This is a genomic window from Paractinoplanes tereljensis, from assembly GCF_016862435.1.
GTDB lineage: Bacteria > Actinomycetota > Actinomycetes > Mycobacteriales > Micromonosporaceae > Actinoplanes > Actinoplanes tereljensis.
The window spans coordinates 20,714-47,194 of the sequence record NZ_BOMY01000010.1 but is presented as its reverse complement, the minus strand read 5'-3'; the positions used below and the strand labels follow the sequence as shown (position 1 = coordinate 47,194).

26 protein-coding genes are annotated in these 26,481 nt (G+C 68.7%); 18 read left to right on the top strand and 8 right to left on the bottom strand.

Annotation, left to right across the window (positions count from 1 at the left end):
* Positions 1–18 precede the first annotated feature (18 nt).
* The 10 genes from Ate02nite_RS07850 (at position 19) to Ate02nite_RS07810 (ending at position 9,310) form a co-directional block, all read left to right on the top strand.
* On the top strand, positions 19–429 hold the full coding sequence (locus tag Ate02nite_RS07850) for a hypothetical protein (protein WP_203801347.1): 411 nt from the start codon (positions 19–21) through the stop codon (positions 427–429).
* A 73-nt stretch (positions 430–502) separates the two neighbouring features.
* Entirely contained in the window at positions 503–1,153 is a 651-nt protein-coding gene (locus tag Ate02nite_RS07845) for a hypothetical protein (protein ID WP_203801344.1), read from the top strand.
* Positions 1,154–1,183: 30 nt separating this feature from the next.
* Positions 1,184–1,309 (top strand): hypothetical protein, encoded by a 126-nt coding sequence (locus Ate02nite_RS49395; RefSeq protein WP_275422808.1) that lies wholly within the window; start codon positions 1,184–1,186, stop codon positions 1,307–1,309.
* Positions 1,310–1,502: 193 nt separating this feature from the next.
* A complete protein-coding gene (locus Ate02nite_RS07840; RefSeq protein WP_203801341.1) occupies positions 1,503–1,991 on the top strand; it encodes a hypothetical protein in 489 nt (162 codons plus the stop codon).
* A 131-nt stretch (positions 1,992–2,122) separates the two neighbouring features.
* Complete coding sequence (locus Ate02nite_RS07835; RefSeq protein WP_203801338.1) at positions 2,123–5,599, top strand: AAA domain-containing protein; 3,477 nt, start codon at positions 2,123–2,125, stop codon at positions 5,597–5,599.
* A gap of 518 nt (positions 5,600–6,117) precedes the next feature.
* On the top strand, positions 6,118–6,963 hold the full coding sequence (locus Ate02nite_RS07830; protein WP_203801312.1) for a DUF4389 domain-containing protein: 846 nt from the start codon (positions 6,118–6,120) through the stop codon (positions 6,961–6,963).
* A 2-nt stretch (positions 6,964–6,965) separates the two neighbouring features.
* Positions 6,966–7,445: a universal stress protein gene (locus tag Ate02nite_RS07825; protein ID WP_203801309.1), complete on the top strand. Its 480-nt coding sequence runs from the start codon at positions 6,966–6,968 to the stop codon at positions 7,443–7,445.
* A gap of 35 nt (positions 7,446–7,480) precedes the next feature.
* Positions 7,481–8,098: an SRPBCC family protein gene (locus Ate02nite_RS07820; RefSeq protein WP_203801306.1), complete on the top strand. Its 618-nt coding sequence runs from the start codon at positions 7,481–7,483 to the stop codon at positions 8,096–8,098.
* A complete protein-coding gene (locus tag Ate02nite_RS07815) occupies positions 8,095–8,325 on the top strand; it encodes a flavodoxin family protein (RefSeq protein ID WP_203801303.1) in 231 nt (76 codons plus the stop codon). The genes Ate02nite_RS07820 and Ate02nite_RS07815 overlap by 4 nt, the downstream gene beginning before the upstream one ends.
* A 100-nt stretch (positions 8,326–8,425) precedes the next feature.
* The gene (locus Ate02nite_RS07810; RefSeq protein ID WP_203801301.1) at positions 8,426–9,310 is read left to right on the top strand and encodes a WS/DGAT domain-containing protein; all 885 of its coding nucleotides are present in this window, start codon (positions 8,426–8,428) and stop codon (positions 9,308–9,310) included.
* Here the strand turns inward: Ate02nite_RS07810 and gad are convergent.
* Both gad and Ate02nite_RS07800 read right to left on the bottom strand, forming a co-directional pair.
* Positions 9,230–10,570 (bottom strand): glutamate decarboxylase, encoded by a 1,341-nt coding sequence (gad, locus tag Ate02nite_RS07805; RefSeq protein WP_239147208.1) that lies wholly within the window; start codon positions 10,568–10,570, stop codon positions 9,230–9,232. The genes Ate02nite_RS07810 and gad overlap by 81 nt on opposite strands.
* Positions 10,571–10,733: 163 nt before the next feature.
* Positions 10,734–11,270, bottom strand: a complete 537-nt coding sequence (locus Ate02nite_RS07800; protein ID WP_239147207.1) for a nitroreductase/quinone reductase family protein — start codon at positions 11,268–11,270, stop codon at positions 10,734–10,736.
* A gap of 146 nt (positions 11,271–11,416) precedes the next feature.
* On the opposite strand from Ate02nite_RS07800, the gene Ate02nite_RS07795 reads away from it, so the two are divergent.
* The 4 genes from Ate02nite_RS07795 to Ate02nite_RS07780 all read left to right on the top strand — a co-directional run bounded on the left by Ate02nite_RS07795 (position 11,417) and on the right by Ate02nite_RS07780 (position 16,210).
* Positions 11,417–11,692, top strand: a complete 276-nt coding sequence (locus Ate02nite_RS07795) for a hypothetical protein (protein ID WP_203801288.1) — start codon at positions 11,417–11,419, stop codon at positions 11,690–11,692.
* Entirely contained in the window at positions 11,641–12,300 is a 660-nt protein-coding gene (locus Ate02nite_RS07790) for a hypothetical protein (RefSeq protein ID WP_203801279.1), read from the top strand. Before Ate02nite_RS07795 ends, Ate02nite_RS07790 begins: the two co-directional genes overlap by 52 nt.
* Positions 12,301–12,564: 264 nt before the next feature.
* A complete protein-coding gene (locus Ate02nite_RS07785; RefSeq protein ID WP_239147206.1) occupies positions 12,565–13,518 on the top strand; it encodes an Acg family FMN-binding oxidoreductase in 954 nt (317 codons plus the stop codon).
* Between the two features lie 61 nt (positions 13,519–13,579).
* On the top strand, positions 13,580–16,210 hold the full coding sequence (locus Ate02nite_RS07780; protein ID WP_203801275.1) for a cation-translocating P-type ATPase: 2,631 nt from the start codon (positions 13,580–13,582) through the stop codon (positions 16,208–16,210).
* 244 nt (positions 16,211–16,454) lie between these two features.
* Here the strand turns inward: Ate02nite_RS07780 and Ate02nite_RS07775 are convergent, their stop codons facing one another.
* Positions 16,455–17,033 (bottom strand): TetR/AcrR family transcriptional regulator, encoded by a 579-nt coding sequence (locus Ate02nite_RS07775; protein ID WP_275422807.1) that lies wholly within the window; start codon positions 17,031–17,033, stop codon positions 16,455–16,457.
* Positions 17,034–17,317: 284 nt separating this feature from the next.
* On the opposite strand from Ate02nite_RS07775, the gene Ate02nite_RS07770 reads away from it, so the two are divergent.
* Both Ate02nite_RS07770 and Ate02nite_RS07765 read left to right on the top strand, forming a co-directional pair.
* On the top strand, positions 17,318–17,971 hold the full coding sequence (locus Ate02nite_RS07770) for a YceI family protein (protein WP_203801271.1): 654 nt from the start codon (positions 17,318–17,320) through the stop codon (positions 17,969–17,971).
* A 96-nt stretch (positions 17,972–18,067) separates the two neighbouring features.
* Entirely contained in the window at positions 18,068–18,520 is a 453-nt protein-coding gene (locus Ate02nite_RS07765; protein WP_203801270.1) for a PPOX class F420-dependent oxidoreductase, read from the top strand.
* Here the strand turns inward: Ate02nite_RS07765 and Ate02nite_RS49390 are convergent.
* From Ate02nite_RS49390 to Ate02nite_RS07750, 4 genes are all read right to left on the bottom strand, one after another.
* On the bottom strand, positions 18,459–18,650 hold the full coding sequence (locus tag Ate02nite_RS49390; RefSeq protein WP_275422815.1) for an NUDIX hydrolase: 192 nt from the start codon (positions 18,648–18,650) through the stop codon (positions 18,459–18,461). The genes Ate02nite_RS07765 and Ate02nite_RS49390 overlap by 62 nt on opposite strands.
* Before the next feature lie 38 nt (positions 18,651–18,688).
* Positions 18,689–18,928 carry an NUDIX domain-containing protein gene (locus tag Ate02nite_RS49385; RefSeq protein WP_275422806.1) on the bottom strand — a complete coding sequence of 80 codons (240 nt, stop codon included), beginning with the start codon at positions 18,926–18,928 and terminating at the stop codon, positions 18,689–18,691.
* Between the two features lie 130 nt (positions 18,929–19,058).
* Positions 19,059–19,937 (bottom strand): universal stress protein, encoded by an 879-nt coding sequence (locus Ate02nite_RS07755; RefSeq protein ID WP_203801268.1) that lies wholly within the window; start codon positions 19,935–19,937, stop codon positions 19,059–19,061.
* Positions 19,938–20,004: 67 nt separating this feature from the next.
* The gene (locus Ate02nite_RS07750; RefSeq protein WP_239147205.1) at positions 20,005–20,457 is read right to left on the bottom strand and encodes a universal stress protein; all 453 of its coding nucleotides are present in this window, start codon (positions 20,455–20,457) and stop codon (positions 20,005–20,007) included.
* 402 nt (positions 20,458–20,859) lie between these two features.
* Here Ate02nite_RS07750 and Ate02nite_RS07745 point away from each other — a divergent pair, with 402 nt between their 5' ends.
* The gene (locus Ate02nite_RS07745; protein WP_203801265.1) at positions 20,860–23,838 is read left to right on the top strand and encodes a cation-translocating P-type ATPase; all 2,979 of its coding nucleotides are present in this window, start codon (positions 20,860–20,862) and stop codon (positions 23,836–23,838) included.
* Between the two features lie 22 nt (positions 23,839–23,860).
* On the opposite strand, the gene Ate02nite_RS07740 is transcribed toward Ate02nite_RS07745, so the two are convergent.
* Complete coding sequence (locus Ate02nite_RS07740) at positions 23,861–24,877, bottom strand: Acg family FMN-binding oxidoreductase (protein ID WP_203801263.1); 1,017 nt, start codon at positions 24,875–24,877, stop codon at positions 23,861–23,863.
* A 523-nt stretch (positions 24,878–25,400) separates the two neighbouring features.
* Here Ate02nite_RS07740 and Ate02nite_RS07735 point away from each other — a divergent pair.
* Positions 25,401–26,441: a zinc-dependent alcohol dehydrogenase family protein gene (locus Ate02nite_RS07735; protein ID WP_203801261.1), complete on the top strand. Its 1,041-nt coding sequence runs from the start codon at positions 25,401–25,403 to the stop codon at positions 26,439–26,441.
* The last annotated feature ends 40 nt before the right edge of the window (positions 26,442–26,481 follow it).

Genomic DNA, 26,481 nt, shown 5'->3' with positions numbered 1-26,481 from the left:
GAAACGGGGAACGAGTTGATGAAGAGGCTCAGGATCATCGGGACGCTGCTGGCCACGCTGGCACTGACCGCCGGCACGCTCGGGGTGGCGGCCGCGCCCGCCTACGCCGACGACCAGTGCCAGTTCATCCACCTGTCCAGCGGCAAGATCACTGTCAAGTCCAACGGCGTGGTCGTCACCAGCGTGCCGTTCGGCGCGAATCTGACGGTGAGCTGGACGCAGAGCATCTTCTGCCCCTCCTACACGCTGATGATGGTCGGGCCGGGGTTCGTGGAGGCCGAGGAGGTCAACACCACCTCACGGGCCAACATCTGGGCGATCCCGCCGCAGGGCAGCAACACGATGACCTGGGACATGTGGGTGTACGCGGCGATCTCCGACAACCCGGGTCCCTACCACATCACCCAGACCACCATCGCCGTCTTCTGACCTGGAGCTCACGATGCTCACTCTCCTGCTTGACCTGATCACCCAGGTCACCGTGCCGAAGGGCGGGTAGCGCATGCGCTGCGTTTTCCTCGGCACCGCCGGCTTCCTCGGCCGGATCCACAGCGACACCCGCTGTGCCTTCTGGGCCGAGGAGCCGACCGACCACGACTTCGATCCCGACCGGCTCATCGAGGTCGACCTGGCCGCGAGCCCGGCGGCCGCCGCGGCCAAGGAGATTTCCTGGGCGGACGTGCAGGTCGACGACTGCTTCACCGGCCCGAACGGCGTCGTCGCCGGCTCCACCCTCGGCCCCCGGTGGCCCGAGCTCAGCCTGGCCGGCGCCGTCTATCTCGAACGTTCCTTCCTGGCCCGGCTCCCGGAGCGGCTGCGTCCGACCTGCCCACCGGCCGGCGTCAACGCCCACGACTACGAGTGCACGACCACCGTCTACTGGCCGGACCAGCCCGACCCGCGCGCCGGCAACCGCTACACCGGCCACCACGCCGACATCGTTGATGAACGCGGGTCGCTCGCCAAGGTCGAGGTCTACCCGCCCGGCCGCGCCCTGCACCCGCACACCACGCCGGTGACGATGTGGATCGACCTCGCCTCGGCCGACCAGTGCGACGCCGGACCGGACAGCCTGACCGCGATCGGCGTGGGGGACGCGCCGAAGAGCGGCGCCCTCTTCCTGATCAGCGGTCGCCTCGGCGACCTGACATGACGCCTACCAGGGCTGAATAAGGAGATACCCATGCCCAAGCCAGTTCCGGCCCCGCGCCGCCGACTGTCGTCGCTCCTGCACGGCACCGCTGTTCTGGTGACGACGGCGATTCTGGTCGCGACCGAGGTCAAAGTACCGCCCCACAAGGGCGACTGACCCGTGCGCCGCACCCGTCCCGCCGTCGTCCTGCTGCTCGCCGCAGCGCCGGTCGCGGCCTTCCTGGCTCTCTCCGTCCCCGTGCACGTCGCGGGGGCGGAGAGAGGTCCTGTCCCTCGACTCGTGCCGCCCGGTGACGATTGCCTGATCACGGTCGAGTCACCCGGCGTTCGAAAGGCCCCCGACTGTGCCAGTGACTGACCACCCGCCGCTCAACGTCGCCTCGCCCGACTGTGCCAAGGCCTTCTACGCCGGCCTGCACCCCAGATGCGTGCGGCTGCACCACGCCGCGGGCCTGGCCGACCTGCGCCGGGTGCTCGCCCGGCACCGTGCCGCCGGCCTGATCACCCTCGATCTGATCGGCCACTCGACCCGCCACCACCACCTGCTGCGCCTCGGCGCCACCCCGATCGACATGCTCAACCCGGTCGTCGCCCGCTTCTTCCGCACCCTGACGCTGCCGCCCACCATCGCCGCGGTCCGGCTCCTCGGTTGCGAGACCGCCGTCAGCGACGCCGGCCGCCGTACCCTCCGCCTGCTCGCCCACGCTCTGCGCATCCCGGTCTACGGCACCCTTGCCCCTCTCCTCAAGAGCCACTCGAACGCCGACGGCTTCGACCCGGCCTTCCGCCACCTCCTGGTCGAGGCCGCCGCCCTCCCCACCGGCGCAGGCCGGTGGTAGGACGTGACACCAGGACATGACGTAAATCGAAGCTCGTAGCTGGCCGCCACGCTACGATCGGTAGCCTTCGAACGACGCCTGATTGATCGGAGTCAGAGTTGGCGCGGCAGGCGGACGCGAGACGGTCGCAGGTGCTCGAGTTCTGGCAAGCCGTGGAGATGTTCAGCCCGCAACGGGTGGAGAAGGTCGATCAGGAGCGTCGAGTATTCGCCGTCCGTCCCGGCCGGCCACTGCCGTGGGAGCCCGGTCACGAACTGGCCCGGCACACTCTGCGGCCGAACCAGGCTTGGCGGCACGTCGTCTACCTTGGGATCTACCCCCTCGACGAAGTATTTGATGCGATTTCAACGGTGCTGAAGCCGGACCCGGAAAGCTACGACGAACGCCCAGGCGGGGAGAGCGCCTTCGCCGCGTTCGTCGTCGGAGAGAACGGGTGTGCAGTCCCGGGCGCCGAGGTACTTTCCAGCTGCGCCTGGGCCACCGGTCAGGTACTGACCGAGGGGCCCGGGGCGGACTGGGTGTCTCGGTTCCGCGATGCTTCGGCGGCGTTCAGTGCGGTGTGGCGCGAGGTGGTCACCAGCGCCGCAGAGGGTCCGCGGGACGACGGCGAGGATCGGACTCCACGCGTACTCGACGGTGACGCTCTGCTGGCTTGTCTTGCCGTGGCAGTCGCGGCGGCAGGTGCCGGCGCCGCCCTGTCGTGCGTGGAAATACGCATCAGCAGCCAGAAGGTGGCCCGTCGCTCCGCCGACAACGTGACCGGCCACGAGTTTCTCAACAGCTTCATCGTGCGCGACCTCGCCCTGGTCGCGGAGCAGGCCGCGAAAGGGAACCTCGGCACGGCGCTGCGCGACTATCTACGTCCCGAGGCTGAGATCCCGGCCGGCGGGCGCATCGACGTGCGTGATCGACTCGATCGGGTATTGGCGGAGACCGCCCCGGACACCGTGCCGGCCGGCCGGTGGCCCACCGACCCGGAACATGCACTGGCGCTGAGTCAGCAACTGGCGGTGAACAGTGCTCTGGGTCTCGCCGACGCGGGAATCATGGGTGTGAACGGGCCGCCCGGGACGGGCAAGACCACGATGTTGCGTGACCTCGTCGCCGCGCTCGTGGTGCAACGGGCCAAACAGCTGGCCCTGCTGTCCGAGCCGCGGAAGGCGTTCACGGGTCGGCAGCTGCGCTGGAAGACCGGCCAGTACAACCGTGTCGTCAGCACCTGGCGCCCGGACCTCGTCGGCTTCGAGGTCGTGGTCGCTTCGTCGAACAACGGCGCGGTGCAGAATGTCACCGACGAGATTCCGGCCGCGGCCGCGATCGCCGAGTGCTGGCGCGAGCAGGCCGCCAAGGTGGACTACTTTCCCGCGGTCGCCGGCGCGTTGCTGGCATCCGAGCCGGACGGCGAGACACCCGGAGCGGGCGCTGCGCCGACGCCACCCGAAGCTTGGGCGCTGGTGGCAGCCCGGTTGGGTAACAAGACCAACCGCGGCCGGTTCGTCAACGCGTTCTGGTACCACACCTCTGACGAGCCCGACGATCAAGCGTGGTCCGGGCTTCTGTCCTTGCTCAAGGGCTATGAACAGAGCACGCCGGAGCGACCGTGGTCCCTGGCCGTGAGCGATTTCCGCGCCGCCGACGCCCGAGTGGAAGCCATCCGCCGCGAGCGGTCCGATGCCTACCGTGCGGTCGAGGAACGGGCCGTGTTGCAGCGGGAAGTCGGCCGCCTGGCCAAGGGGGTGCCGGTCGCCGCGGCCAGGGTGGAGACCGCTCGCGGGCAACGTGACCTCGCGGTCCGCGTCGAGCGCGAACGATGCGCGGAGGCTGAGCAGATCGCGCATGATCGCAAACTTGAAGCTGAGCGGATCGCATGGCGCCGCAGGCACGACGCCGAGCAGATCGCCGACGAACGCAGCACCGAAGCCGAGCGAATCATCAGCGGCAGATTGGCCAACGCCGGGCGGTCCCTGCAAGCCTGGGAGTCCGAGCTGAGCCGACGATGGCAGGCCCACGCCGCGCACCAGCAATCCAGGCCGGGGTGGTGGGCGTTTCTGCGGACCCTCGGCGCGGCGAATCGGCAATGGCTACGCCAGGACACGTGGCTGGGCACTCAGGTCACCGCCGCCCGGCACGAGATGGGCGTGGCGCAGGCCGGACTGAACGCGGTCCAGCAGGAGGTGGACGTGTCCCGGCAGGCTGCCGCGGATGCCGAGCGTGAGCTGGCCGCCGAGACGCGCCTGCTGGCCGAGGGGGTGCCGACTCCAGAGGTCATCCACGAACCACTTGTGGTCGCCCGCCGGGACTTGGCCCGCGTCGACCAGGAAGTCACTGCGGCAGCCCAGGACCTGGTCGCCGCCGAGTCGGACTGGCGATCCGCCGAGAGCCGCCTCCGCACCGCGGACAAACGGCTTGCCAGGTTCTCGGCTGCCCTGGGTAAGTACTTCCCGGATGACTCCTGGTGGACCGATCCCGAACGCCGGGAGCCCGCCGCGCTTTGGACGGATCCGGAGTGGAACATCGCCCGCAGCGAGTTATTTCTTGCCGCTCTCGTCCTGCATAAGGTGTTCGTTCAGCACGCCGCCATCGAACTGCGCCGTAACCTGCAGGCCGCCATGGACATCGTCGGCGGCGATGCCCCGCGCGACATCCCTGAGAACGCCGCGCTCGCTGCCTGGCAGAGCCTGTTCTTCGTCGTACCCGTCGTCTCCACCACCTTCGCTTCCTACGACCGGCTGTTCGGTCACCTGGGTCGGGAAGCACTGGGCTGGTTGCTGATCGACGAGGCCGGACAGGCAACCCCGCAGAACGCCGCCGGGGCGCTGTGGCGCACCCGGCGCGCCGTGGTGGTCGGCGACCCTTTGCAGCTGGAGTCCGTCACCATGCTGCCGTTCCGGGCCGAACAAGCCATCCGCGGCGAGCTCGGGGTCGATGAGCAGTGGCTGACCAGCCGCACCTCCGTGCAACACCTGGCCGACCGGCTCACCACCCGGGGAACCTACCTTCCCGGCGACGACGAGCGGATCTGGGTCGGCGTGCCACTCATCGTGCACCGGCGATGCGACCAGCCCATGTTCGACATCGTCAACACCATCGCGTACGACGGGATCATGATCAATCGCACCGGTGACGCGGCTCGCGAGCGGTTCAACGCCAGGTATCCGACACTGCCCGAATCCAAGTGGATCGACGTCGTCGGCTCCACCGCGCAGGGCCACTGGATCCCGGACGAGGGCCGCAAGCTGGACGGTATCCTCCGCGTGCTCGCCGGCCTCGACTTCGACATGTCCGAAGTGATGGTCATCGGGCCGTTCCGTGACATCGCCCGCCAGATCGGCGCTCGTGCCCGGCGGTATCCGGGCCTGACCGCAGGCACCATCCACACCGCTCAGGGCAAGCAAGCTGACTTGGTCATCCTGGTCCTGGGCGGCAACCCGGCCCGGCCCGGTGCCCGCCGATGGGCCGCGAGCCGACCCAACCTCCTCAACGTCGCCGTCAGCCGCGCCAAACGCCGCCTCTATGTCATCGGTGATCGCACGGCATGGTCGGCACAGCGATACTTCAAGACCCTGTCCGCCGACCTGAATCCGGTAACCCGTGCGGCTGATCGATGACCTCCGTGAACGCGGGACGCACCTTCGCGCCAACGTCCAGCACGACGAGGACGGTCTTGTTCGGTCGGGTCGCGTCCCACGGCAGCCAGTAGCCCAGGTGTGAGGTGCCCCGGGCTCGCCCTTTCCCGGTGACTCAGGGCGCCTTCCAGACGGCCATGTCCAAGGTCAGGTAGCTGCCGTTCGCGTCGATCACCCTATTATTGACCGTGATGGCGGCGAGGAGCCCGTGGCCCGGTACGACAAGGCTTGCGTCTCCTGGGACACCCTGCAGGGCAGCCGGTGTTAGCGGGATGCATCACCGACTCGCGTGTCGCGCCGGTGCCGCCGGCTTCATTTCTAGGGGTGTCTCACGGCCGGATTCTGGTGACCCCCAGGAAGATCGAACTGGCTCGATCGGTCGGCATGCACGATCCGGTCGATCTCCGGGGAGAACGAGATTTGGCACGAGAGGGGCCGTTCGGCACTATCGGCGTCCGGTAGTGCGGTGCCTACTCGGGGTAACAGATTCCGGAGATGTCATGAATCGTTATCCCGTTCAGGTGCACGCCTACCGCGATCCTCGCCTCAGCCGCTGGTTGTGGCTGGTGAAGTGGCTTCTGCTGGTGCCGCACTACGTGATCTTGTTCGGATTGTGGATCGCTGTGGTTGTGGTGACCTTGGTCGCCTATGTCGCGGTGTTGTTCACTGGCCGCTACCCGCGGGCGATCTTCGCGTTCAATCTGGGTGTGCTGCGGTGGAGCTGGCGCGTGAACTACTACGGCTATCAGGCGCTCGGCACGGACCGGTACCCGCCGTTCACCTTGGCCGACGTCGCCGACTTCCCGGCCCGGCTGCAGGTCGATCCGCCTTCCCGGCTGCCCCGGTGGCTGCCGCTGGTGGCGTGGCTGTTCGCCGTCCCGCACCTGCTACTCGTTGCCGCGCTGACCGGCCCCGCCACCTGGCAGTTCCAGGATGGCGCCGGTTCTTCGGTGCCGCTCGGTGCCGTCAGCCTCGGTTTGCTCATCGCCGGGATCAGCCTGCTGTTCACCGGCCGCTATCCCCGCGGCCTGTACGACCTGCTGCTCGGTATCGCCCGGTGGAGCCTTCGGGCGATCGCCTACCTGATGCTGCTGACCGACCAGTACCCGCCGTTCCGGCTCGACCAGGGCGACGACGAGCCCAGTCCCGTCCCGACCAGTCCCGTCGATGTGCTGTCCCATCAGCCCGGCGACGCGGATCGTCCGCAGACCAGCACAGTTGCCGAGCCGCACGGGCCGGTCGCCGAGCCGTTGGTGGCCTTGGCGACTGGCGGCACGATGCCGCTTGCGGCCACCGGGCTCACTGCGGGCGGAATGGCCGCCCGCACCGACACCATCGAGAGGTAGACATGACCGCCCAGACAGATCTCGAGAACCGGTACATCGTCGTCGGCGTCGACAGCTCGCAAGGCTCCCGGGCCGCATTGGGCTGGGCGTTGACCCAGGCCCGGCTGACCGGCGCAGCCGTCGAGGCAGTAGCCGCCTGGCAGCAGCCGGCGACCTACGAATACTCCTACGGCGCGCTTCCGTTCCCGTCTCCCGGCGACGGCATCGCCGCCATCACCGAGAAGATCCTCGCCGAAACGGTCGCGGAGGTCGTCGGGACGGCGGCACAACCCGTCGACGTACGCATCAAGGTCGCTCACGGTCCGGCCGCCCAGGTCCTGCTCGAGGCCGCGGCCGGTGCGGAACTCCTGGTCGTCGGTAGCCGCGGCCACGGTGCTTTCGCCGGCATGCTGCTCGGGTCGGTCAGTCAGCACTGCACCCAGCACGCGCCGTGCCCGGTGATCGTCATACCGGACGCCGGCAAATCCACGACCATACGATGAGCAGGACATCGCGCGCCGTCGCTCTCATCACGTCGATGACCATCGTCGTCGCAACTGCGGTCTTGAGGAGGCAGCAGTTGCGGTGGGGCGCGACCGCAGCTGAGATCACCGAACCCCGGCCGGGCGACGAACTGGTTCCGGACCCGGACCTGACGGCTGACCGGGCGATCACGATCCACGCCGGTATCGACGACGTGTGGCCCTGGATCGTCCAACTCGGTCAGGGACGAGGCGGCTTCTACAGCTACGACAGCCTGGAAAACCTCATCGGCTGCGACATTCACAGCGCGCTGCAGATCAACCCTGACTGGCAGCGCCTCGACGTCGGCGACACCGTGCGGCTCGCACCCGAGGTCGCCTTGACTGTTGCGGTCGTCAAACCACCCCGAACGCTGGTCCTGCAGGGCGGGGTCTGGCCGGGAGCGGCCACCGCGCCGTACGACTTCACCTGGACCTTCGACCTGTCACCCGTCTCGGAGGCCACGACCCGCCTGGTCGTCCGGGAGCGTTACGCCTTCACGCGATGGTGGACACGCCTGATTGTGGAGCCGGTGACGGTCGTCAGCTTCGTCATGAGCCAGCGCATGCTGCGCGGCATCCGCGACCGCGCCGAGCAACACACCCACTCAAACAGAGTTGAGCGACGACCGTGAAGATTCTCGTCAGCGCAGCAAGCAGACACGGATCCACTACGCAGTTCGCGACGCACATCGCCGAGGCTCTCCGGGCCGACCTGCCCGACGACACCGTTGTCGAGGTGCTCCCCGCCGCCGACGTCGGTGACACGAGGTCGTACGACGCACTGGTCCTGGGCCGAGATCACCACCTGGGCGAAGCACGTCGCCGCCGAACTGAGCCAGGCCACAACCCGATGAGCTGACCAACGCCGGCCGTGACAAAGAGCCTCCGAACGGGGTTCGGAAAGGCACCTTCTGGAGGTACGCACAACGAGCGGCGGAACCTGCGCGCAGCCGCGGCCGGTGATCGGTCGGACGAGTCCGACCGACCTGATGCAACTGGCCTCCGACCTTCCCGGCTCGCCGATGCAGGCCGCGGCCGTCCTCGTCCTGGGTGCGGCCTCGGCGTCGGCCCTCAATGCGGTACGCCGCGCGATCGGGCAACGCATCCGGGCAGTGCCGCGGCTGCGGCAGCGCCCGAGCCGACCTGGGCGCCGTCCAGCGGGTAGCGCACTCGCACGGCGCAACAGTCAACGACGTCGTGCTCACCGCGGTGACCTGCATACGGTGCTGCGGCATCGGGGGGAGACCGTCGACCGGTTCGTTGTCTCCGTAGCTGTCGCCGTACGCCGCGACGACGATGCCGGCCACCTCGGCAACCAGGTCGGCGTGATGCCGGTCCCGGTGGCCGTGACCGGAGATCCGGTCCAGCGTCTCGCGGCGGTCGCCCGCACTACCCGCGCCCGCCGGCCGGCGGATCCCGCCACTTCAGCCGCGCTGCTCGGCCCGGTGTTCCGCCTGCTCGCCCGGGTGGGCGCCTTCCGGTGGTTCGTCGACCGGCAGCGCCAGGTGACCACCATGGTCACCAACCTGCGCGGCCCCGACGTTCGCCTCTCCTTCCTCGCCGCGCCGATCATCGACGTCCTGCCGGTGTCGCCGATCACCGGCAATGTCACGGTCGGGTTCGCCGTTCTGTCGTACGCGGGCACGGTCGTTCTCACGGTCGTCGGGGATCCGCTGCGGTGCCCTGACCTGCCGTTCCTGCAGGCTCGGCTCCAGCAGGAGTTGGACCTGCTCACCGTCGGCCCGGCCGGGAAGCAGCCGGGGTCAGTGGTGGAAGCCGGCCGCCCCGGAGACCGCCGACAGCGGCCCCGGCTGCGCCAGCAGTTCGGGCAGGAGACGGCGTAGGTCGGCCAGCAGTAGGTCGGCCAGGTCCCGGGTGAATCCGTTGCGGACCACGATACGCAGGACGCTCAGGTCCGTACGGTTGGCGGGAAAGGTGTAGGCCGGCACCAGCCAGCCGCGTTCCCGTAGGCGCCGGGAGACGTCGAAAACGTCGAACGCGGTGACGTCCGCGCTGGTGGTGAAGGCGAACGCGGGCACGTGGTCGCCGCGGCTGATGAGCCGGAAGGCGCCCATCGCCTCGATCTCGCTCGCCAGGTGCACGGCGATGTCCCGGGAGGCCTGCTGGACGGCGCGGAAGCCGGCCCGGCCGAGCCGGAAGAACGTGTAGTACTGGGCGACGACCTCGGCGCCGGGGCGGGAGAAGTTCAAGGCGAAGGTCGGCATCTCACCGCCGAGATAGCTCACGTTGAAGATCAGTTCTTCCGGCAGGTTGGCACGTGAACGCCACAGAACCCAGCCGACACCGGGGTAGACGAGGCCGTACTTGTGGCCGGAGGTGTTGATCGACGCGACCCGATCCAGCTGGAAGTCCCAGACGAGGCCGGGGTCGAGGAACGGGGCGATCATCGCCCCGGAGGCGCCGTCGACGTGCACGGGGACATCCCAGCCGGTGCGCTGCTGCAGCTTGTCCAGGGCGGCGGCGATCTCCGCGACGGGCTCGTAGCTGCCGTCGTAGGTGGAGCCGAGGACGGCGACGACGCCGATGGTGTTCTCGTCGCAGAGCGCGGCTGCCTCGTCGGCGCCCAGCTGCAGCCGGTCGCCGTCGACCGGCACCACCCGGGGTTCGACCTCCCAGTAGTTGCAGAACTTCTCCCAGCAGACCTGCACGTTGATCCCCATGACCAGATTCGGCCGGGCCGTCGATCCCGCCGGTTGCCGGGCCGCCCACCGGCGTTTCAGCGCCATCCCGGCAAGCATCGCCGCCTCGCTGGAGCCGGTCGTGGAGCAACCGATCACGTCGGCCGGGTCGGGGGCCTGCCACAGGTCGGCCAGGATGTTGACACAGCGGCGCTCGAATTCGGCGGTCTGCGGGTACTCGTCCTTGTCGATCATGTTCTTGTCGACGCATTCGGCCATCAGAAGGCCGGCCTGAGGTTCCATCCAGGTAGTGACGAACGTGGCGAGGTTCAACCGGGACCGGCCGTCGAGCATCAGTTCGTCGTGCACGAGCTGCCAGGCGGTGTCGGCCGGGACCGGGGCCTCGGCGAGCGCGTGCAGCGGGGGTGCGACCTGCTGCGCGACGGCTGGGTTGGCAACTGTCACGAAGGGGTTGCCGCCCCGCGGTCCAGGCTGCTCAGGTGGCCACTTACCGGAATGCAACGCCATCGTCTCCGCCTTCCCCCACGACCGGGACCGTTGTCGTGCCCCCTAGATCATGGCTCCTCACGCCGATCCAGGGTCGAGTGGCCGAGGGCCGGCCGGATGGTCACGGCAGCGTCCGGTCGGTGGTCACCCGGAAGACCGGGTAGCGTGCCGCGATTCGCTCGAAGGCCGGCAGCGGTGCCTGCCGGTCGACAGGTATGTGCGGCCTGGCTCCAGGCGCGGCGTTGAGGTAGGCGCGCAGAATGCCGGGGCGGGTCCCATCGGTAACTTCGGACAGGAACACGTTCTCGCGGGACCGGTGGTGAAGGACGGCATGACCGCCGGCCGCTCGGACGTTGGCCACCCAGTTCGCGTCGACGCCGAACATCGACACCAGATAGCGCTCATCCCGGTAGTCGGCGACGACGAGTGGGCAGCTGACCGGCCGGCCCGTGCGGCGCCCGGCAACCTCCAGCGTCACCCAACCGGAAGGCGCGAAAATGCCGTGGGTGAACTGGACGGCGGACACGCGGTTCAGCACCCGAGCCAGGCGGTTCGCCCGACCGTGCGGGTACATCCACCGGTAGAACTGATGGACGATCGACATCGTTTTCCTGTCTTCATCCTGCGTCTCGGAGACAGGAAATCTCGTGTCTCCCACGAAACGTAGAGCGGCCGCGGACGCGCTACCAGGGCCGACCGGCCCCACTTCACGAGACCAGGGATCCATGAGGGGCCATCTGGCCCTGACCCGTTACGGCCGGCCGGGCGCAGACTCGCAGCAACAACACCGGCTGGAGGTACGCGATGAGAACAGGTAGCCGTCTACTCGCCGCGGGACTGATCGCCCTGGGTGCGGGGGTCGGTGCCGTGGCGGTGCTCGGCCCGCTCTTGCTGGGCGTTCTGCGCTACCGCATCTCCGCGACGAGCTTGAATCAGATCGTCGGGAGTGACGCCGCCGCGCTGGTCGTGGTCGTGCCGGTGACTGTCGCGATCGGGTTCTGGCGGTCCGCGGTCACCCGGCCGCTGCGGTGCTGGCCCTGGCGCCGTCCATTTTCGTCGTCTACACCTACACCCAGCTGATCCTCGGCAACGAGTACCTGCGGCTGCCGGGCAACGTGGAGCGGTTCTTCCCCCTTCTGCTCGCTGTGTTCGTCCTCGCTGCCGCGATCGCCCTGCGCGCGTGGAACAGCGTTCCCGCGCAGCAGCTGCCGGCAACGTCCGCGGCCGTCGATCGTACGGCTGGCGCTCTTCTGCTGGTTATCGCGGCGTTCGTCGTCTTCGGTCTTCATCTACCGAACTACCTGGACGCGATGCGCGATCACCCTTCCTTCGTGCAGTACTTGACCAGCCCGACAGCGTTCTGGCTGGTCAAATTCATGGACCTGGGGATCGTCGTGCCGGCGGCCATTGTCGTCGGAGTCGGTGCGTTGCGGCACCGCCCGTGGGCCCGTAAACCGGTCTACGCGGTGCTGGGGGCGTACACGTTGATCGGCGCGTCGGTCGCCGCCATGGCGATCACCATGGCTGCCCGGCACGACCCCGACGCCTCCGTGGCCACCGTAGTCAGCTCGACCCTGGTGGCGGTGCTGCTGGCCGGGATGACCACGTACGTCTACCTGCCCTTGTTCCGGCGACCCGTGACGAACAGGCATTTCGCATCCTTGGACCTCGAGGAGATCACAGCATGACGAACCTCGCGCCATAGCCGTGCTCGGCCGGTATGCGATTCAGGTTGCCGGACGTCGACCTCGCGAACAGGCGTAGTCTTCAGCGTAGTTGCTCTAGACCCCGGTGGCTGACGCTTCGCCGCCTGGTGGGCGCCCCTCGTGGACGAGATCCACACACTCAGGCCTGGCCGCGTGATTGTTCGAGGCTGTATGGCGGGAGACGGACCTTTCATGATCAGCAACGCTTCGGCCCGGCCTGGTGAGGCTCGGGCCAGGACTCGGGCTATGGACGATGCTGTCTCGGCGGCGGGTCATGCGCCGTCGGTTCTCAACACCCAGCCGTGGCACTGGCGATCGCACGATGACACCCTCGACCTCTCGGTCGACCCTGCTCGCCTGCTCGCGGTCACCGACCCCGACAGCCGGCTGGCTGTCGTGAGCTGTGGTGCGGCACTGCACCACGCCCTCATCAGCCTGGCCGCCGGCGGCTGGCAGGCCACGGTGACCCGGTCGGCCACCGCAGGGCACGCCGGGCACCTCGCCACGGTGCGTGTCGACGGGCGGATCCCGATCGAACCCGAATCGGTTGCCCATCTGCGGACCATCGGGCTGCGGTACACCGATCGGCGGCCCATCCAGGGCGATCACATCGATGCCGACAAACTGCGTTCCATCGCGGCGGCAGCAGAGTCGCAAGGCGCCTCGCTGCATCTGCTGAGACCTCATCAGGCCTTCGAGCTGGCAGCGGCAACGGATTTCGCCGTACGCACCGAGTCCGGCCAGGCCGGCTGGCAGGCGGAGCTCCAGCAGTGGGCCGGCGGTGCCCGGCCACGCAAAACCGGGCTTCCGGACACGGCCATCCCGCAGGGCACCACGCCGACAACCGTGATCAGCCGCGACTTCGGGCACCGCAGCGACATGGTGATCGCCGAGGCCCATGACCGCACCGCCATCTTCGCCATCCTCTACGGTCCCGAAGATCGCCCACTGAACTGGCTACGGGCCGGCGAGGCGCTTTCCGCGGCCTGGCTCACGGCCACCGAGCTTGACGTGTCGGTCCTGCCGTTGAGCGTGACCATCGAGGTCCCCGACACCCGCGAGACCGTGCGGCAGCTGCTCGGCGATGCCGGCCACCCGTTTCTCGTGCTGCGCTTCGGCGTCCTCGACCCGGCCGGAGCCGGAGCCCCGCACACCCCACGCCTTCCCACCGACCAGACGGTCGAGCGGACGACCGATTGACCCGCGACCGGTATCTCAGCGCCACCAGCGAAGTCCTTCCCGCGCAGAGACCGGAGCCGGCATGGGCACCCCCGAACTGCAACTCACCCACCCGCAGTCCGATCCCGCACCACCGGACGTGACGACAAACCCGGCCGGGCTGTCATCGCAGGAGGCCGCGATGCGGCTGGACCGCGATGGTGGCAACGTTCTCCCGGCGCGCCGGCCGACGCCGCTATGGCGCCGCGTCCTGTCCCAACTACGGGATCCCCTCGTCCTGGTTCTGCTGGCCGCCGCCGGTTTCACCCTGGCCACCGCCGACTTCACCGATGCGTCGGTCATCCTGTTCGTCATCGTCGTGAACACGATCGTCGGCGTGGTGCAGGAGGTCAAAGCCGAACGCGCGATCACCGCACTGTCCGCGCTGACCGCACCGGACGCCCGGGTCGTGCGTGACGGCGTACAACACGAGGTCCCCGCTGCGGACCTGGTCGTCGGGGACCTGCTCGTGCTGGCCGAGGGCGACGTCGTCCCCGCGGACGCACACGTGCAGGAGGCAGTCGCGTTGCTGATCGACGAGTCCGCGCTCAGCGGGGAATCCGCCCCCGTCGACAAGGCCGCCGGGTCGTCGGGCGCGGGCGACGTGGTCTCGTCCGGAACCGTGGTGGTGCGTGGCCGAGGCCGTGCGACAGTGACCGCCACCGGTACGGCCAGTGCGATGGGCCGGATCGCGGCGATGCTGGTGGCAGCGCCGGGCATGACACCGCTGCAGCGCCGCCTCGCCGGGGTGGGCCGGATGCTAGCTCTGTTCGCCGTCGGGTTGTGTGCTGTCGTGCTCGCTCTCGGACTGTGGCGCGATCAGCCTCTCGAGCTGATGATCATCACCGCGATCACCCTCGTGGTCGCGGCGGTGCCGGAATCACTGCCGGCCGTCGTCACTCTGAGCCTCGCCTTGGGCGCCCGCCGGATGACCGCCCGGCACGCCGTCATCCGGCGCCTGCCCGCCGTGGAAACCCTCGGCTCGGTGACCATCCTGGCCACCGACAAGACGGGAACCCTTACCGAAGGCACCATGGTCGTACGCCGGCTCTGGACGCCTCAGGGCGATGCGTTCGTCGACGGCACCGGCTACGCACCGCAGGGCAAGTTGCACCGCCACGACCAGGTCGTGGGTGGCGAGGCGCTCGATCTGGTGGAACTGTTGCGCGCGTCAGCGCTGTGCAACGACGGATCCCTGCAGGCTCCGGACGCCACCCACCCCGACTGGCTCCCGGTCGGCGATCCGACCGAGGTCGCCCTCATCTCGGCAGCCGCCAAGCTCGGCATCGACCGGCGGGCGGTGCGCGCGGAACTGCCGAGGGTGAGTGAAATGCCGTTCGACAGCATCCGCAAACGCATGTCGACCACCCACCAGCTGCCCGACGACCGGACCCGGACGATCTGCAAGGGCGCACCCGAGGCCGTGCTGCAGGCCGCTGTCCTCAACGACCCGCCCGAGCTGATCACCTGCGCCACCGCGCGGGCCGGTGAACTCGCCGGCGACGGCTACCGGGTACTGGCTGTCGCCCAGACCGACCGCCCGGCCGGCACCGACGCCGGCGACGCAGAACACGGCCTGCGTCTGCTCGGCCTCGTCGCGATCCTCGACCCGCCCCGGGACTCCGCAGCCGGCACGATCGCCGCGTGCCGGCAGGCGGGAATCACCCCGGTGCTGATCACCGGCGACCATCCGGCCACGGCCGGTGCGATCGCGGCCGAGCTCGGCATCATCGCTTCCGGTGACGACGTCGTCGACTGCCGCACCACCGATCCTGGCACCCGCGCCGCACAGGGCACCCGCGTGTTCGCCAGGGCCACCCCGGAACAAAAGGTCGCCATCATCGACGCGCTGCGCGCGAGCGGGCAGGTTGTCGCGATGACCGGTGACGGCGTCAACGACGGTCCTGCCCTGCACCGCGCCGACATCGGCGTCGCGATGGGTAAACGCGGCACCGAGGTCGCCCGCCAGGCCGCCGACCTGGTGCTGGCCGACGACGAACTGGCCACCGTTGTCGCCGCGGCCGAGGAGGGCCGCCGCGTATACGCCAACATCCGCCGATTCCTGCTCTACGCCCTGTCCGGTGGCACCGCCGAGATCGTGGTGATGCTCACCGGACCCTTCGTCGGCCTGCCTTTAGCCTTGCTTCCGGCGCAGTTGCTCTGGATCAACCTGATCACCCACGGCCTGCCCGGCCTGGCTCTGGGCAGCGAGCCTGTCGACCCGGACATCATGCGGCGCCCACCCCGCCCACCGTCCGAGACGGTGCTCGGCGCGGGCCTGTGGCAGCGCATCATGCGCGTCGGTGCGGTCATCGCTGCGGTCACCGTCGGCGTCGGGATATGGGCGCATGCGACCGACCGGCCCTGGCAGACCCTGACGTTCCTCGCTCTTGGTGCTACCCAGCTCACCGTCGCGCTCGGCTCGCGGGCACGTCCGGGTACGTGGGCCAACCCGATGCTGCTCGCGGCGGTCGGAGTCGCCCTGACCCTGCAACTCGCCGGAATCTATCTGCCGGTGCTGCAGGACCTGCTGGGCACCCAGTCGCTGGCCATCGGCGACCTGCTGATCGTCGCGGCCTGCTCCAGTCTCGGCTACGCCGCGATCAGACTCGACCGCCTCGTGCACCCGGCGAAACGCCCGGCCCGGCCACCCACGTCACGCGCAGTCGGGTAGCAGAGTGTCCTTTGCCAACGAAGCCTGTCCGTGTGCCACTGAACTGATACGTATCTAGAAGAGGGCCTCCATACTCGACGAGGGAGGTCGAGGCGCGGTCTCGATGCCGTCCGCGGTGGGACGGCGGACGTACCGTTGACACTACGGTCCGGGCGATTGGCAGGCGCCTCGTCGAGGTACCCGCCGGTGGCGACCCGCCGGACCACCGCATCGATCAGCGATATCCGGGAGTCGTGATCATGGCTTATCGGCCGGGCAGGCAGACGCGCAGCGCGCTGTCGCGGAACAGGTGCCCGGCTTCGTCGGCGGTCAGCTCCCGTGAAGCGACCTGTTGCGCGGCGGCATAGCCCAGCGACATGATCACCAGAACCATCCAGGACGTCGGCGTCCGGGAGTCGATCTCACCCGCGTGGCGTCCTCGCTCCAGCAGTTCGAAACATCGGCTGGTCAGAGGTTTCTGCTCGCACGCGGGCAGGGACGCTAGTGCGGGACTGAGCAGGAGCGGGTATCGCCCGACCAGTTCCCAGATTCCTTCCAGCCAGCGGGCGAGTATCTCCGTGACGGGGCCGGTCATCGCCTCTACCGGATCCAGCACGGCGGCGGCCTCGGTGCCGAGCCGGTCGTTCACCGCGCGCAGCAGCGTCTCCCGCGATGGGTAGTGCACGTACGCCGTTTGACGACTGACCCCGGCGGCGGAAGCGATCTCATCGACCGTCACGTCGGCACGCCGGCAGAGCAGTGCCATGGCGGCAGCCAGGATCGCCTCACGGCTGCGGATCCCGTCCGAGCGCGGCCGACGCCGCTCTTGGCGTAACTCTGACATGGTTGCCAATCTTAGCGTCCCACTTTCCTTGACATCGGTGTAAGGTTTAAGCGGTGACGTGATCGCCGATCTGGGCGGACGAGGCCGTCGGATGTACGCGGGTGGCCCGGCTGCCCGCTGTCGGGCACGGTTCTGAAGCCTGATTTTCCGGCTCGGACTGTTGGTGCCTGCTGCAGAGGTATCGAACTCGGCGCGGTCGCCGACCGCTTTTCCGTCTTCCGAGTCCTCGGGGACGTCTCACCGAAGGAATGTGATCAGACATGACGCTCGTCCAAGAGAAAAGAGTGAAGCGACGAAGCCGGCGGCGCCGAACCCTCTGGGCTGTTGCGGCCGCGGTGACTCTGCTGGTCCTGACGGTGATCCTGATCGGTGGAACACCGCAGGCCGCCCCGCCCGCATTGGGCCTGCCATCGGCTACCACCATCACGACGGGAAAGCCCCGTGACGGCACGTGGGCCGTCGGCCCGGGGTCGGTGGCAGGCTTCCGCCTCAGCGAGACCACGCTCGGACGCGAGGGCGACGTCGCGGGCCGCACCAACCAGATCTCCGGCACCGCCACCGTTACCGGGGACCGCATCACCGCAGCGGAATGCATCCTTCAGCTCGACGCCATCACGGTCAACGGCGAACCGTCGAAGCAGTTCGCCGACAGCCTGAATACCGCCGACTTCCCGACGGCGACCTTCACGCTGACCGCACCGGTCGACCTCGCCGCCGGTGCCGCTCAAGCACCCGGCCGGCTGACCCTGCACGGTGTTACCCGGGCGGTTCGGGTCACCTTCACCAGCCGCGGCAGCACGGCCACCGTCGAGGCCACCGGTTCCGTCCCCATCGTGCTGGCCGACTGGGGCATCCAGCCGCCACGTGGTTACGGCTCCCTCGGATCACTCGCCGACCACGGAGTCGCCGAGTTCTATCTGCACCTGACTCCCGCATGACGGGTGGCCGCCCGGCCGAAACGGCACCATCCATGACCACGAATCATATGGTCCCCATTCACCGCGACAGTCGATCCAGAGAGCAGGGATTCCCCCATGACGCCCGCAATCACGAGGGAACGCCACATGCTGTTGACCACCTTTCGCTCCAGCGGAGAAGGGGTGGCCACGCCAGTATGGACGGTACCGGCAGACAACGGTCGGGTCGGCATGTGGACTGCCGCCGGAACCGGCAAGTTCAAGCGAATGCGCCGCAACCCTCACGTCACTATTCAAGCCTGCTCACCGCGCGGGCATACCAAGCGAGGAGCGCCCGTCTACCACGGCCTTGCTGAGATCGTCTCGGCTGGCCCGCTCTTCACTGACGTCCAAGTAAAGATACGCGCCAAATACGGGCGGACGATTCCGCTCGTCCGCCGGATCAGCCGCCTGATGGGTCGACTCAAGCGGAACCAGACGCTCGGAGACACTGTCGTGCTGATCTCGATCACCAACCCGACGCCCAACGATACGAGCAGCCGACCAGCAGCCGAGGAACCTCGTCTCTAGGCACGAACACCATGGCTCGGCCTTCGCCGACCACAACGTCTTGCTGCTGAGCGTCGGTCGTGCCATGGAAGACGTGCACGGTCACCGTGTGCGGGAAGCCGGCCTCGTAGGGCCGCGGGCCGCTCCACATCGCCTGCAGTCCGGCCACTTTCAGGCCGGTCTCCTCAGTCAGTTCCCGATGCGCCGCGCGTACCTGGACGTCTCTCCGGGCTCGACGTGGCCACCGGGCAGACTCCACTGATTCGGGGAGACCGAGGTCTGATCATCGCGATGCTGCATCAGTACGGCTCCGGAGGAATCGACAAGCAGCACGAGCGCGACCTCATAGGTGGCCAAGACCTCGGGTCCGGGGATAACGAGAACCCGGATCACTGCGCCCAGGACGACGCAGAGCAGAGTGCCGGCCATCCGGTGATGCAGGTCTGCCAGCTCATCGGCGCAGGGCCGACAGACCGCTAAGCATGATCACCACCGTAGTGGGCACATATGACGCGAAGCGCAGCCCGCCCGCTCGAACAACCTCAGGTCGGACTTCGGACTACGAGGCTCGCACGACGGCCACGGGGCAGCCGGCGTGGTGCAGCACAGTCTGGGTGACCGAACCGAGCATCAGCCCGGTGAAACCGCCACGCCCCCGGGACCCGATCACCAGAAGCTGAGCGTTCTGCGATCGTTCGATCAGGATCGCTGCCGGACGCCCGCGAACGAGTTCCTGCAGGATGGCCACCTCGGGATACTGCTGCCCCCAGCCGGCCAGCGCCTCGCTCAGCAGGCGGTGCTCCTCACCCTCGAGCGCGCCCGGCTCGTACACCAGCGGAAGTGCGTCCTTCTGGCCGCGGGCGTCGAAGGAATCCCACGCGTGCACCGCGGTCAGGCCGGTCTTCCGCCGTGCCGCTTCCTCGACAGCGAAGCTGACCGCTAGTTCGGATCCCGGTGAACCGTCGATACCGACGACGACGGGTCCGGTGGCACGTTCCTGGCCGCGGACCACCAGGACGGGGCAGGCAGCGTGGGCGGTGGTGTGCAGGGCGACCGAGCCCAGCATCAGGCTGCCGAATCCGCCCAGTCCTCGGTCGCCGATCACCAGCAGTACGGCGTTGCGGGACTCGCCGAGCAACACCGGGGCCGGCGCCCCGTCAACCAGGGCGGCGGTGGCGTGAACGCCGGGTGCGGCCTTCTCCGCCTCGATGACGGCCTCAGTCAGGATGTGTTCGGCGGTGGTTCGCATCCCCATGTCGGACGGTCCGTTGACGGCGGGGCCAACAGCAACGCCGAGCGCCGGCCAGATGAAGGCGTGCACGATACGCAGCGGCCGCCCACGCTCGACGGCTTCGGATGCGGCTGCTCGGATCGCGGAAAGGCTGCATGTCGATCCGTCCGCGCCTACGACTACTGCGGCTCCAGCTACGGTGCTCATCGTCGACCTCTCAAAAGTAGTTGGGTTTCGACCTGGACCGGTCGTCCGGCGACGTGGCCTGATCGGCTTACGGGACGACGACGACCGGGCAGGGTGCGTGCTGTACGCAGTGCTGGCTGACCGAGCCGAGCATGATGCCCGCGAAGGTGCCGTGTCCGCGGCTGCCGACCACGAGTAGCTCGGCACCTGCGGCCGCGTGCAACAGAGCTTCGACCGGGTGGCCTTCGATCACCTGCGCGAGCACCGTGACCGGGTGCGGCATCTGGGCAGCGACCTCGGCGATGGTGTCGTCGAGGACCTTGACCATGGCGGTGGCGTAGGTGTCGCCTTCGAACGCGGTGGTCGTCCACCCGTAGGCGGTTCCGTATTGGGCCGGGTCCTGCCAGGTGGTGATGGCCTCAACGGAGGCGCCGGTCAGGCCGGCCTGGTTCATTGCCCACTTCAGTGCGGTCTTCGATCCCTGCGATCCGTCGACTCCCACGACGATGCGGTGGGTGCTGTCGGCAGCGTGAACTGTCATGTCCATCTCCTGATCGGTGTGGTGGCACATCCGGGGTCCACGACGCCGGCCGTCGATAGAACGCCTCCGAACAAGGGCGTATCGGGATCTGGATAGCCAGAAGGGTCGAAGGACCTGACTGGCCAACCCGACAGCGGCGATGAACCTTGTGATGCCCAGGCGCGCAGCGCGAAACGCGACGTGGGAGATGACATCCGCACGCCAGGGCGTACGAGCAGCTCGATTTCTGCCGGATTGTCATGACCTGGGCGTAGGCGGCGGTGGCGGTGGCGGGCAGCCACCGGGGACCAGGGCGACACCACAACCCTACGCGCAGTTCTGCCCGCCGGCAGACGGCGTCGAGCACAAGCCGGCGACGCCGCCAAGGCACGGGTCGCCAGATGACGGGCGTGAGGGCGTACGTTGAACGCGGCCATTGTGTGCCACCGGTGCCCGGACCTCGCGCCGCGATCATGTAGACAGCGCCGCGGATCGCCACGCCCCGACCAGGTCGTCGTCGCTCCCGTCGGTGCATTCGTCCCAGAGCCGCTCGGAGCGGTCGAAGGGGGAGCCATGGCGAGGTCCGGCACGCAGACGGCCGTACCGCAGAGCCGGCCCGGGTTCGCATCGCCGGACGTGGCGGGGGCCCTCGACCGGTTGGGGGTGACCTCGCGGGGCCTGTCGGCCGACGACGCGGCGCTGCGATTGACACGGGATGGGCCCAACGAACTTCCGGTAGCCCACGGCCCGTCGATGCTTCGCCGGTTCGCGGCCCAATTCACCGACCTGTTCGCGGTGATGCTGCTGGTCGCGGCCGTGATCACGCTCGTTGCCTACGAGCTGGGCCGGCCCCGTGACACCGGGAACCTGCAGTTGGCGGTGGCGATCCTGGCGGTGGTGCTGCTCAACGCGGTGATCGGCTTCGGGCAGGAGTTCGCCGCCGAGCGTACGGCTGAGGCGTTGCGGGCCATGGTGCCGCATCGGACCGTGGTCGTGCGTGACGGCGAACGGGTCGATGTGCCGGCGGTCAGCCTGGTCGTCGGCGACATCCTGGTGCTCGAGGCCGGTGACGCGGTGCCGGCCGACGCCCGCGTCATCGAGGCCCATGGCCTGACGGTCGACAACTCCGCGCTGACCGGCGAGAGCGAGCCCGCCCGGCGTACCCCGGACGCGGTGGCGGCCGACGGCCCACCCCTGGACGCCGGCAATCTGGTGTGGATGGGCACGACGGTATCCGCTGGTACTGCCCGCGCGGTCGTCGTCGCGACCGCCAAGGACACCGAGTTCGGCCGCATCTACCAGCTCACCGCCCAGACCCGCACCGAGCACAGCCCGCTGCAGCGGCAGGTCGCCGGCATGGCGCGCCGGGTGGCCGCCGGAGCGTTCTGCCTCGGCGCCCTGGTCTTCGCGATCCGGTTGCCGCTGGGCGGTCCGCTGGTGACCTCGTTCGTCTTCGCCCTGGGCGTCATGGTCGCGCTGGTCCCCGAAGGCCTTCCGGCGACGATGTCCGTTGCCCTGGCCGTCGGGGTCCGGCGGATGGCGCACCGCAAGGCGCTGATCAAGAAGCTGGTCGCGGTGGAGACTCTGGGGTCCACCACGGTGATCTGTACCGACAAGACCGGCACCCTGACGAAGGCCGAGATGACGGTGCAGGCAGTCTGGGTCCCCGACCGGACCCACGCGGTGTCCGGGGCAGGCTACGAGCCGGTCGGTGACGTCGATGACCCTGAGCCGTTGCGCGGCACGCTGCAAGCCGCCGTCCTGTGCTGTGATGCCAGGCTCCTGCCGCCGGACTCCGCGGGTGGCTGGCGAGTGCTGGGGGACACCACCGAAGGCGCGTTGCTCGTCGCGGCCGCCAAGGCCGGCGTGGACCTCACCGCGGAACAACGCGCAGCGCCCCGCATCGAGGAGTTCCCGTTCGACGCGGACCGCAAGCTGATGACGACCGTGCACCGCACCGGCGAGACGACCATCGCGTACGTGAAAGGGGCCCCGCAGGAGTTGCTCGCCCGCTGCACCCGCATCGTGCAAGGCGACGAGGGTGTCGTCGCGATCAGCGATGCGATGCGTGCCAGGGTCGCAGCGGTCAACGACGACATGTCCCGCGACGCGCTGCGCGTGCTGGGTGTCGCCTACCGGCCGGTTTCGGCGGACGCCGGCCAGGCCGACGCCGAGCAGGACCTGATCCTTCTGGGCCTGATCGGCATGCTCGACCCGCCCCGCCCCGAGGTGTCCGCGGCGATCGCGACCTGTGAACGCGCCGGCATCAGGATCGTCATGGTGACCGGCGACTCCGCGCTGACCGCGGAAGCCATCGCCCGCAAGGTCGGTCTCATCACCGGGGCGTCGCCCCGCGCCCTGACGGGTGCAGATCTCGACCATCTCGACGAACAACAGCTGCGTACGCTGCTGGCCGACCCGTCACCGGTCCTGTTCGCACGGGTCAAGCCCGAACACAAGATGCGCGTCGTGTCCGCGTTCAAGGACCTGGGCGAGATCGTCGCCGTCACCGGCGACGGCGCCAACGACGCGCCCGCCCTGCGCCGTGCCGACATCGGCGTGGCCATGGGGGCCTCCGGCACGGACGTGGCCCGCGAAGCCGCCGTCATGGTGCTGCTCGACGACTCGTTCGCCTCCATCGCCGCCGCGGTCGAGCGCGGACGGTCGGTCTACCAGAACATCCGTACGTTCCTCATCTACGTCTTCACGTCCAACGTCGGCGAGCTCGTGCCGATCCTGGTGGCCACCTTCGCCGGGTTCCCGCTCGTCCCGCTGTCGGCCGTGCAGGTCCTCGCGATCGACCTCGGCTCGGACGTGCTGCCCGCTCTCGCGCTGGGCACCCTCCAGCCCGAGCCGGGCACAATGGACAAACCGCCACGCAGTCCCCGCGAGTCACTGTTCTCCGCCGCGGTCGTCCGCCGGATCCTGTTCCTGGGCAGTATCCAGGCCGCCGGGGTCACCGCCGTCTTCTTCTGGCACATCCACAGCGCCGGGCTGCCTTTCAGCTCCTTCACTGCGGCCAATCCGGTCTACCGGGAAGCCCTGACCATGGCCCAGGCCGGCATCGTGATCAGCCAGATCTTCGTCGGGCTGACCCTGCGCAGCGACCGGCTCAGCATCGTCACCCTCGGTCTGCGCTCCAGCGGGCGAATGCTCGCTGCTCAGGGTCTCAGCCTGGTGGCGATCTGTGCGATCAGCTACGTGCCGGTGTTGCAGCGGTTGTTCCACACCGCACCGCTGTCCGGGGCGGACTGGGCGATCCTGGTGGCCTGCGGAATTCTGTTGCTGCTCGCGGATGAGATCCGCAAAGCAGCGCTACGCTCACGGCAGCGACGCCACGCCGATTCGCCCGTAGAGCAAACATTGCCAGCCAGCCGTCGATCACGCCTTCAGGCCCGCTGACCAGCTGACTCATCGCCAGCTCCTAGACCCGCAACTCCGGATTCTCGATCGTGACGGCATCGCCGGCGGCGCGACGCGGAACCGCCGGCAGCGGCGTCTTTGACACCCGGTAGCCGAGCCGCACGACGAGGTAGGGCTCCCCGATGTCCGACAGCAGACCGCGCAGCAGGTGCCGGGGCCAGGTCACTTCGACGGCTTCGCTGAGCGGCGCGCTGGCCAGCCCTTCCGCCGTGGCCAGCAACAGCAGCGCTGACACCGCTTCGCCGCCGCGTAGCAGGTCGGCGGGCTGGTCGCCCATGCCGAACACCACGACGTACGCCGCGCCCTTGTCGACGCCCTCCCCGGCCGTCAATCCGGCGGTCGCGCCCTCGGGGACGAAGTCTCGGACCCCGACCCGGCGCAGGGTGGGCTGCACCGCGGTAGAGGGCGGAACGCCGTCGCCACGCCACTCCGCCCGGTTCGTCCAGCGGTCGAGCTCTGCGCGATAGGCGGGATCGTCAAGCTCCGCGTCGGCGGCATGCTCGGTGGAGGCGGCCAGCATCGGCACCTGATCCTGCGGTACCAGGTGCAGGTAGGCGCCCTCGGCCTCGACGAAACGGCGGAGCCGGGTCAGCATCTCCTCGGACACCGGCCGGTCACCGAAGGCACGCCGGTCGGTCCGCCGGCGGGGGATCGCCGCGGCCATCCGCTGAGCCTCCGGGTCTGGCGGGATCGGAGCACCCAGGTGGATGCGGGCCAGCAGGCCCGGCCGGGCCGGATCGGGGAGACGCTCCACGGTGACGGCGAAACCGGCAGCGGCCAAAGCAGTCCGGGCGTGATGCAGAGCCGTGCCGCAACTGATCAGCAGCAGCCGACCGTCTGGGTCAGTGGCGTCGAGTTGACGGGTGGGGTCGGCGGACAGTTCCAAAATTTCACCAGCGATGCGCCAGTTCCACGGCTGGGTGTTGAACACCGATGGAGCGTGCAGCGATGCCGTGGCTGCACTCTCGAGGACGGTGGTCGTCTCGCGGCTCGTCAGGCGCTCTGCTGATGCGGACATTTGGAACCTCCGTATGTAGTTTCCTTCCACTGTCTCGCTCTCAACAGCTTTGGATAAGGGCCGAAAGACCCCACTCGACCGAACCCGCTGCGGCAGGTGTGCACGAGACCCTCGATGTTCGAAGGCCGACCCACGTGGCTCTGCACCCGAGGGCCAAAGAGGCGTACGGTGAAGGGGTCGCTCAGGTCCCCGGTGGCTGCCCATTCACTTCGCCGCCCACCCCTTGACCTGCTGGTCCGCAGGCCGTTCGGCCACCCGGACTCGCGCTCAGGAACCCGATGATCGGCTTTCCTACGCCGTATTCGCGCGTCCGCCATGCTCGCATTTCATGTTCAGCGCCGCCGTTCTCTTTTCACCGGCCGGGCTCGCCCGGCAGGCAAAGGCAACCGATCCGACGGATCGAGCAGCCCGGGGACGCAGCAACCTTCGGGCGGCGTAACGGTCAGCCTGCGCAGCGAGGCACGTGCGGACCGATGCCATCACACGATGCCATCGCACAGCAGCAATGAAGCGGAGAACTGCCATGAGGGCACTCGTCTATCACGGTCCCGGACAGAAAAGCTGGGACGACGTACCCGACCCCCGCATCGTCGACAGCACCGACGCCATCATCGGCGTCGACGCCACCACGATCTGTGGTACCGACCTGCACATCCTCAAGGGCGACCTGCCGGACACCACCGCCGGCCGGATCCTCGGTCACGAGGCCGTCGGCACCGTCGAAGCCGTCGGCGTCGCCGTCACCACCATCAAACCGGGTGACCGCGTAGTGGTCTCCTGCGTCAGCGCCTGCGGCCGGTGCCGCTACTGTCGCGAAGCCCGGTACGGGCAGTGCCTCGGCGGCGGTGGCTGGATCCTCGGGTACCAGATCGACGGCACTCAGGCCGAATTCGTCAGGGTTCCCTTCGCCGACACCTCGACATACCTGATCCCGGCCGGCCTGAGCGACGAGGCAGTACTCATGCTCTCCGACATCCTGCCCACCGCGTACGAGGTGGGCGTCGTCAACGGCGGCATCCGGCCCGGGGACACCGTGGCGATCGTCGGCGCCGGCCCGATCGGGTTGTCTGCGATCATGGGCGCCCGGTTGTACAGCCCGAGCCACATCATCGCCATCGATCTGGCCGACACCCGGCTCGAGGCCGCGAAGCAGTTCGGCGCGGACGTCACCGTCAATCCGTCCCGGCAGGACCCGGCGAAGGTCATCGCCGGGCTGACTGACGGGCTCGGCGTCGACGTGGCCATCGAGGCGGTCGGCATTGCCGACACGTTCGAGATGTGCACCCGGCTGATCCGCCCCGGCGGCCACGTCGCCAACGTCGGTGTGCACGGCAAACCGGCCACCTTGCACCTGGAAGACCTGTGGACGCGCAACGTCACCATCACCACCGGCCTGGTCGACACCTGGTCCACCCCGACACTGCTGAAGCTGCTGCGCACCGGTCAGCTCGCGCCGGAGAAGTTCATCACCCACCGGTTCGGCCTCGACCAGGTCATCGACGCCTACGACGTGTTCAGCCGGGCCGCCGGCACCGGCGCGCTCAAAGTACTGCTGCACAAGTAACAGCACCCGGCGCCCTCACACGAAGCACCAGGAAAGAGCA

What these genes read in the sequence shown, in the direction of transcription:
- Ate02nite_RS07850 (WP_203801347.1), top strand. Translation starts at nt 19, where the DNA reads ATGAAGAGGCTCAGGATCATCGGGACGCTGCTGGCCACGCTGGCACTG.
- Ate02nite_RS07845 (WP_203801344.1), top strand. Translation starts at nt 503, where the DNA reads ATGCGCTGCGTTTTCCTCGGCACCGCCGGCTTCCTCGGCCGGATCCAC.
- Ate02nite_RS49395 (WP_275422808.1), top strand. Translation starts at nt 1,184, where the DNA reads ATGCCCAAGCCAGTTCCGGCCCCGCGCCGCCGACTGTCGTCGCTCCTG.
- Ate02nite_RS07830 (WP_203801312.1), top strand. Translation starts at nt 6,118, where the DNA reads ATGAATCGTTATCCCGTTCAGGTGCACGCCTACCGCGATCCTCGCCTC.
- Ate02nite_RS07825 (WP_203801309.1), top strand. Translation starts at nt 6,966, where the DNA reads ATGACCGCCCAGACAGATCTCGAGAACCGGTACATCGTCGTCGGCGTC.
- Ate02nite_RS07820 (WP_203801306.1), top strand. Translation starts at nt 7,481, where the DNA reads ATGACCATCGTCGTCGCAACTGCGGTCTTGAGGAGGCAGCAGTTGCGG.
- Ate02nite_RS07795 (WP_203801288.1), top strand. Translation starts at nt 11,417, where the DNA reads ATGAGAACAGGTAGCCGTCTACTCGCCGCGGGACTGATCGCCCTGGGT.
- Ate02nite_RS07785 (WP_239147206.1), top strand. Translation starts at nt 12,565, where the DNA reads ATGGACGATGCTGTCTCGGCGGCGGGTCATGCGCCGTCGGTTCTCAAC.
- Ate02nite_RS07780 (WP_203801275.1), top strand. Translation starts at nt 13,580, where the DNA reads ATGGGCACCCCCGAACTGCAACTCACCCACCCGCAGTCCGATCCCGCA.
- Ate02nite_RS07775 (WP_275422807.1), bottom strand. Translation starts at nt 17,033, where the DNA reads ATGTCAGAGTTACGCCAAGAGCGGCGTCGGCCGCGCTCGGACGGGATC.
- Ate02nite_RS07765 (WP_203801270.1), top strand. Translation starts at nt 18,068, where the DNA reads ATGACGCCCGCAATCACGAGGGAACGCCACATGCTGTTGACCACCTTT.
- Ate02nite_RS49390 (WP_275422815.1), bottom strand. Translation starts at nt 18,650, where the DNA reads ATGTGGAGCGGCCCGCGGCCCTACGAGGCCGGCTTCCCGCACACGGTG.
- Ate02nite_RS49385 (WP_275422806.1), bottom strand. Translation starts at nt 18,928, where the DNA reads ATGGCCGGCACTCTGCTCTGCGTCGTCCTGGGCGCAGTGATCCGGGTT.
- Ate02nite_RS07755 (WP_203801268.1), bottom strand. Translation starts at nt 19,937, where the DNA reads ATGAGCACCGTAGCTGGAGCCGCAGTAGTCGTAGGCGCGGACGGATCG.
- Ate02nite_RS07750 (WP_239147205.1), bottom strand. Translation starts at nt 20,457, where the DNA reads ATGACAGTTCACGCTGCCGACAGCACCCACCGCATCGTCGTGGGAGTC.
- Ate02nite_RS07740 (WP_203801263.1), bottom strand. Translation starts at nt 24,877, where the DNA reads ATGTCCGCATCAGCAGAGCGCCTGACGAGCCGCGAGACGACCACCGTC.
- Ate02nite_RS07735 (WP_203801261.1), top strand. Translation starts at nt 25,401, where the DNA reads ATGAGGGCACTCGTCTATCACGGTCCCGGACAGAAAAGCTGGGACGAC.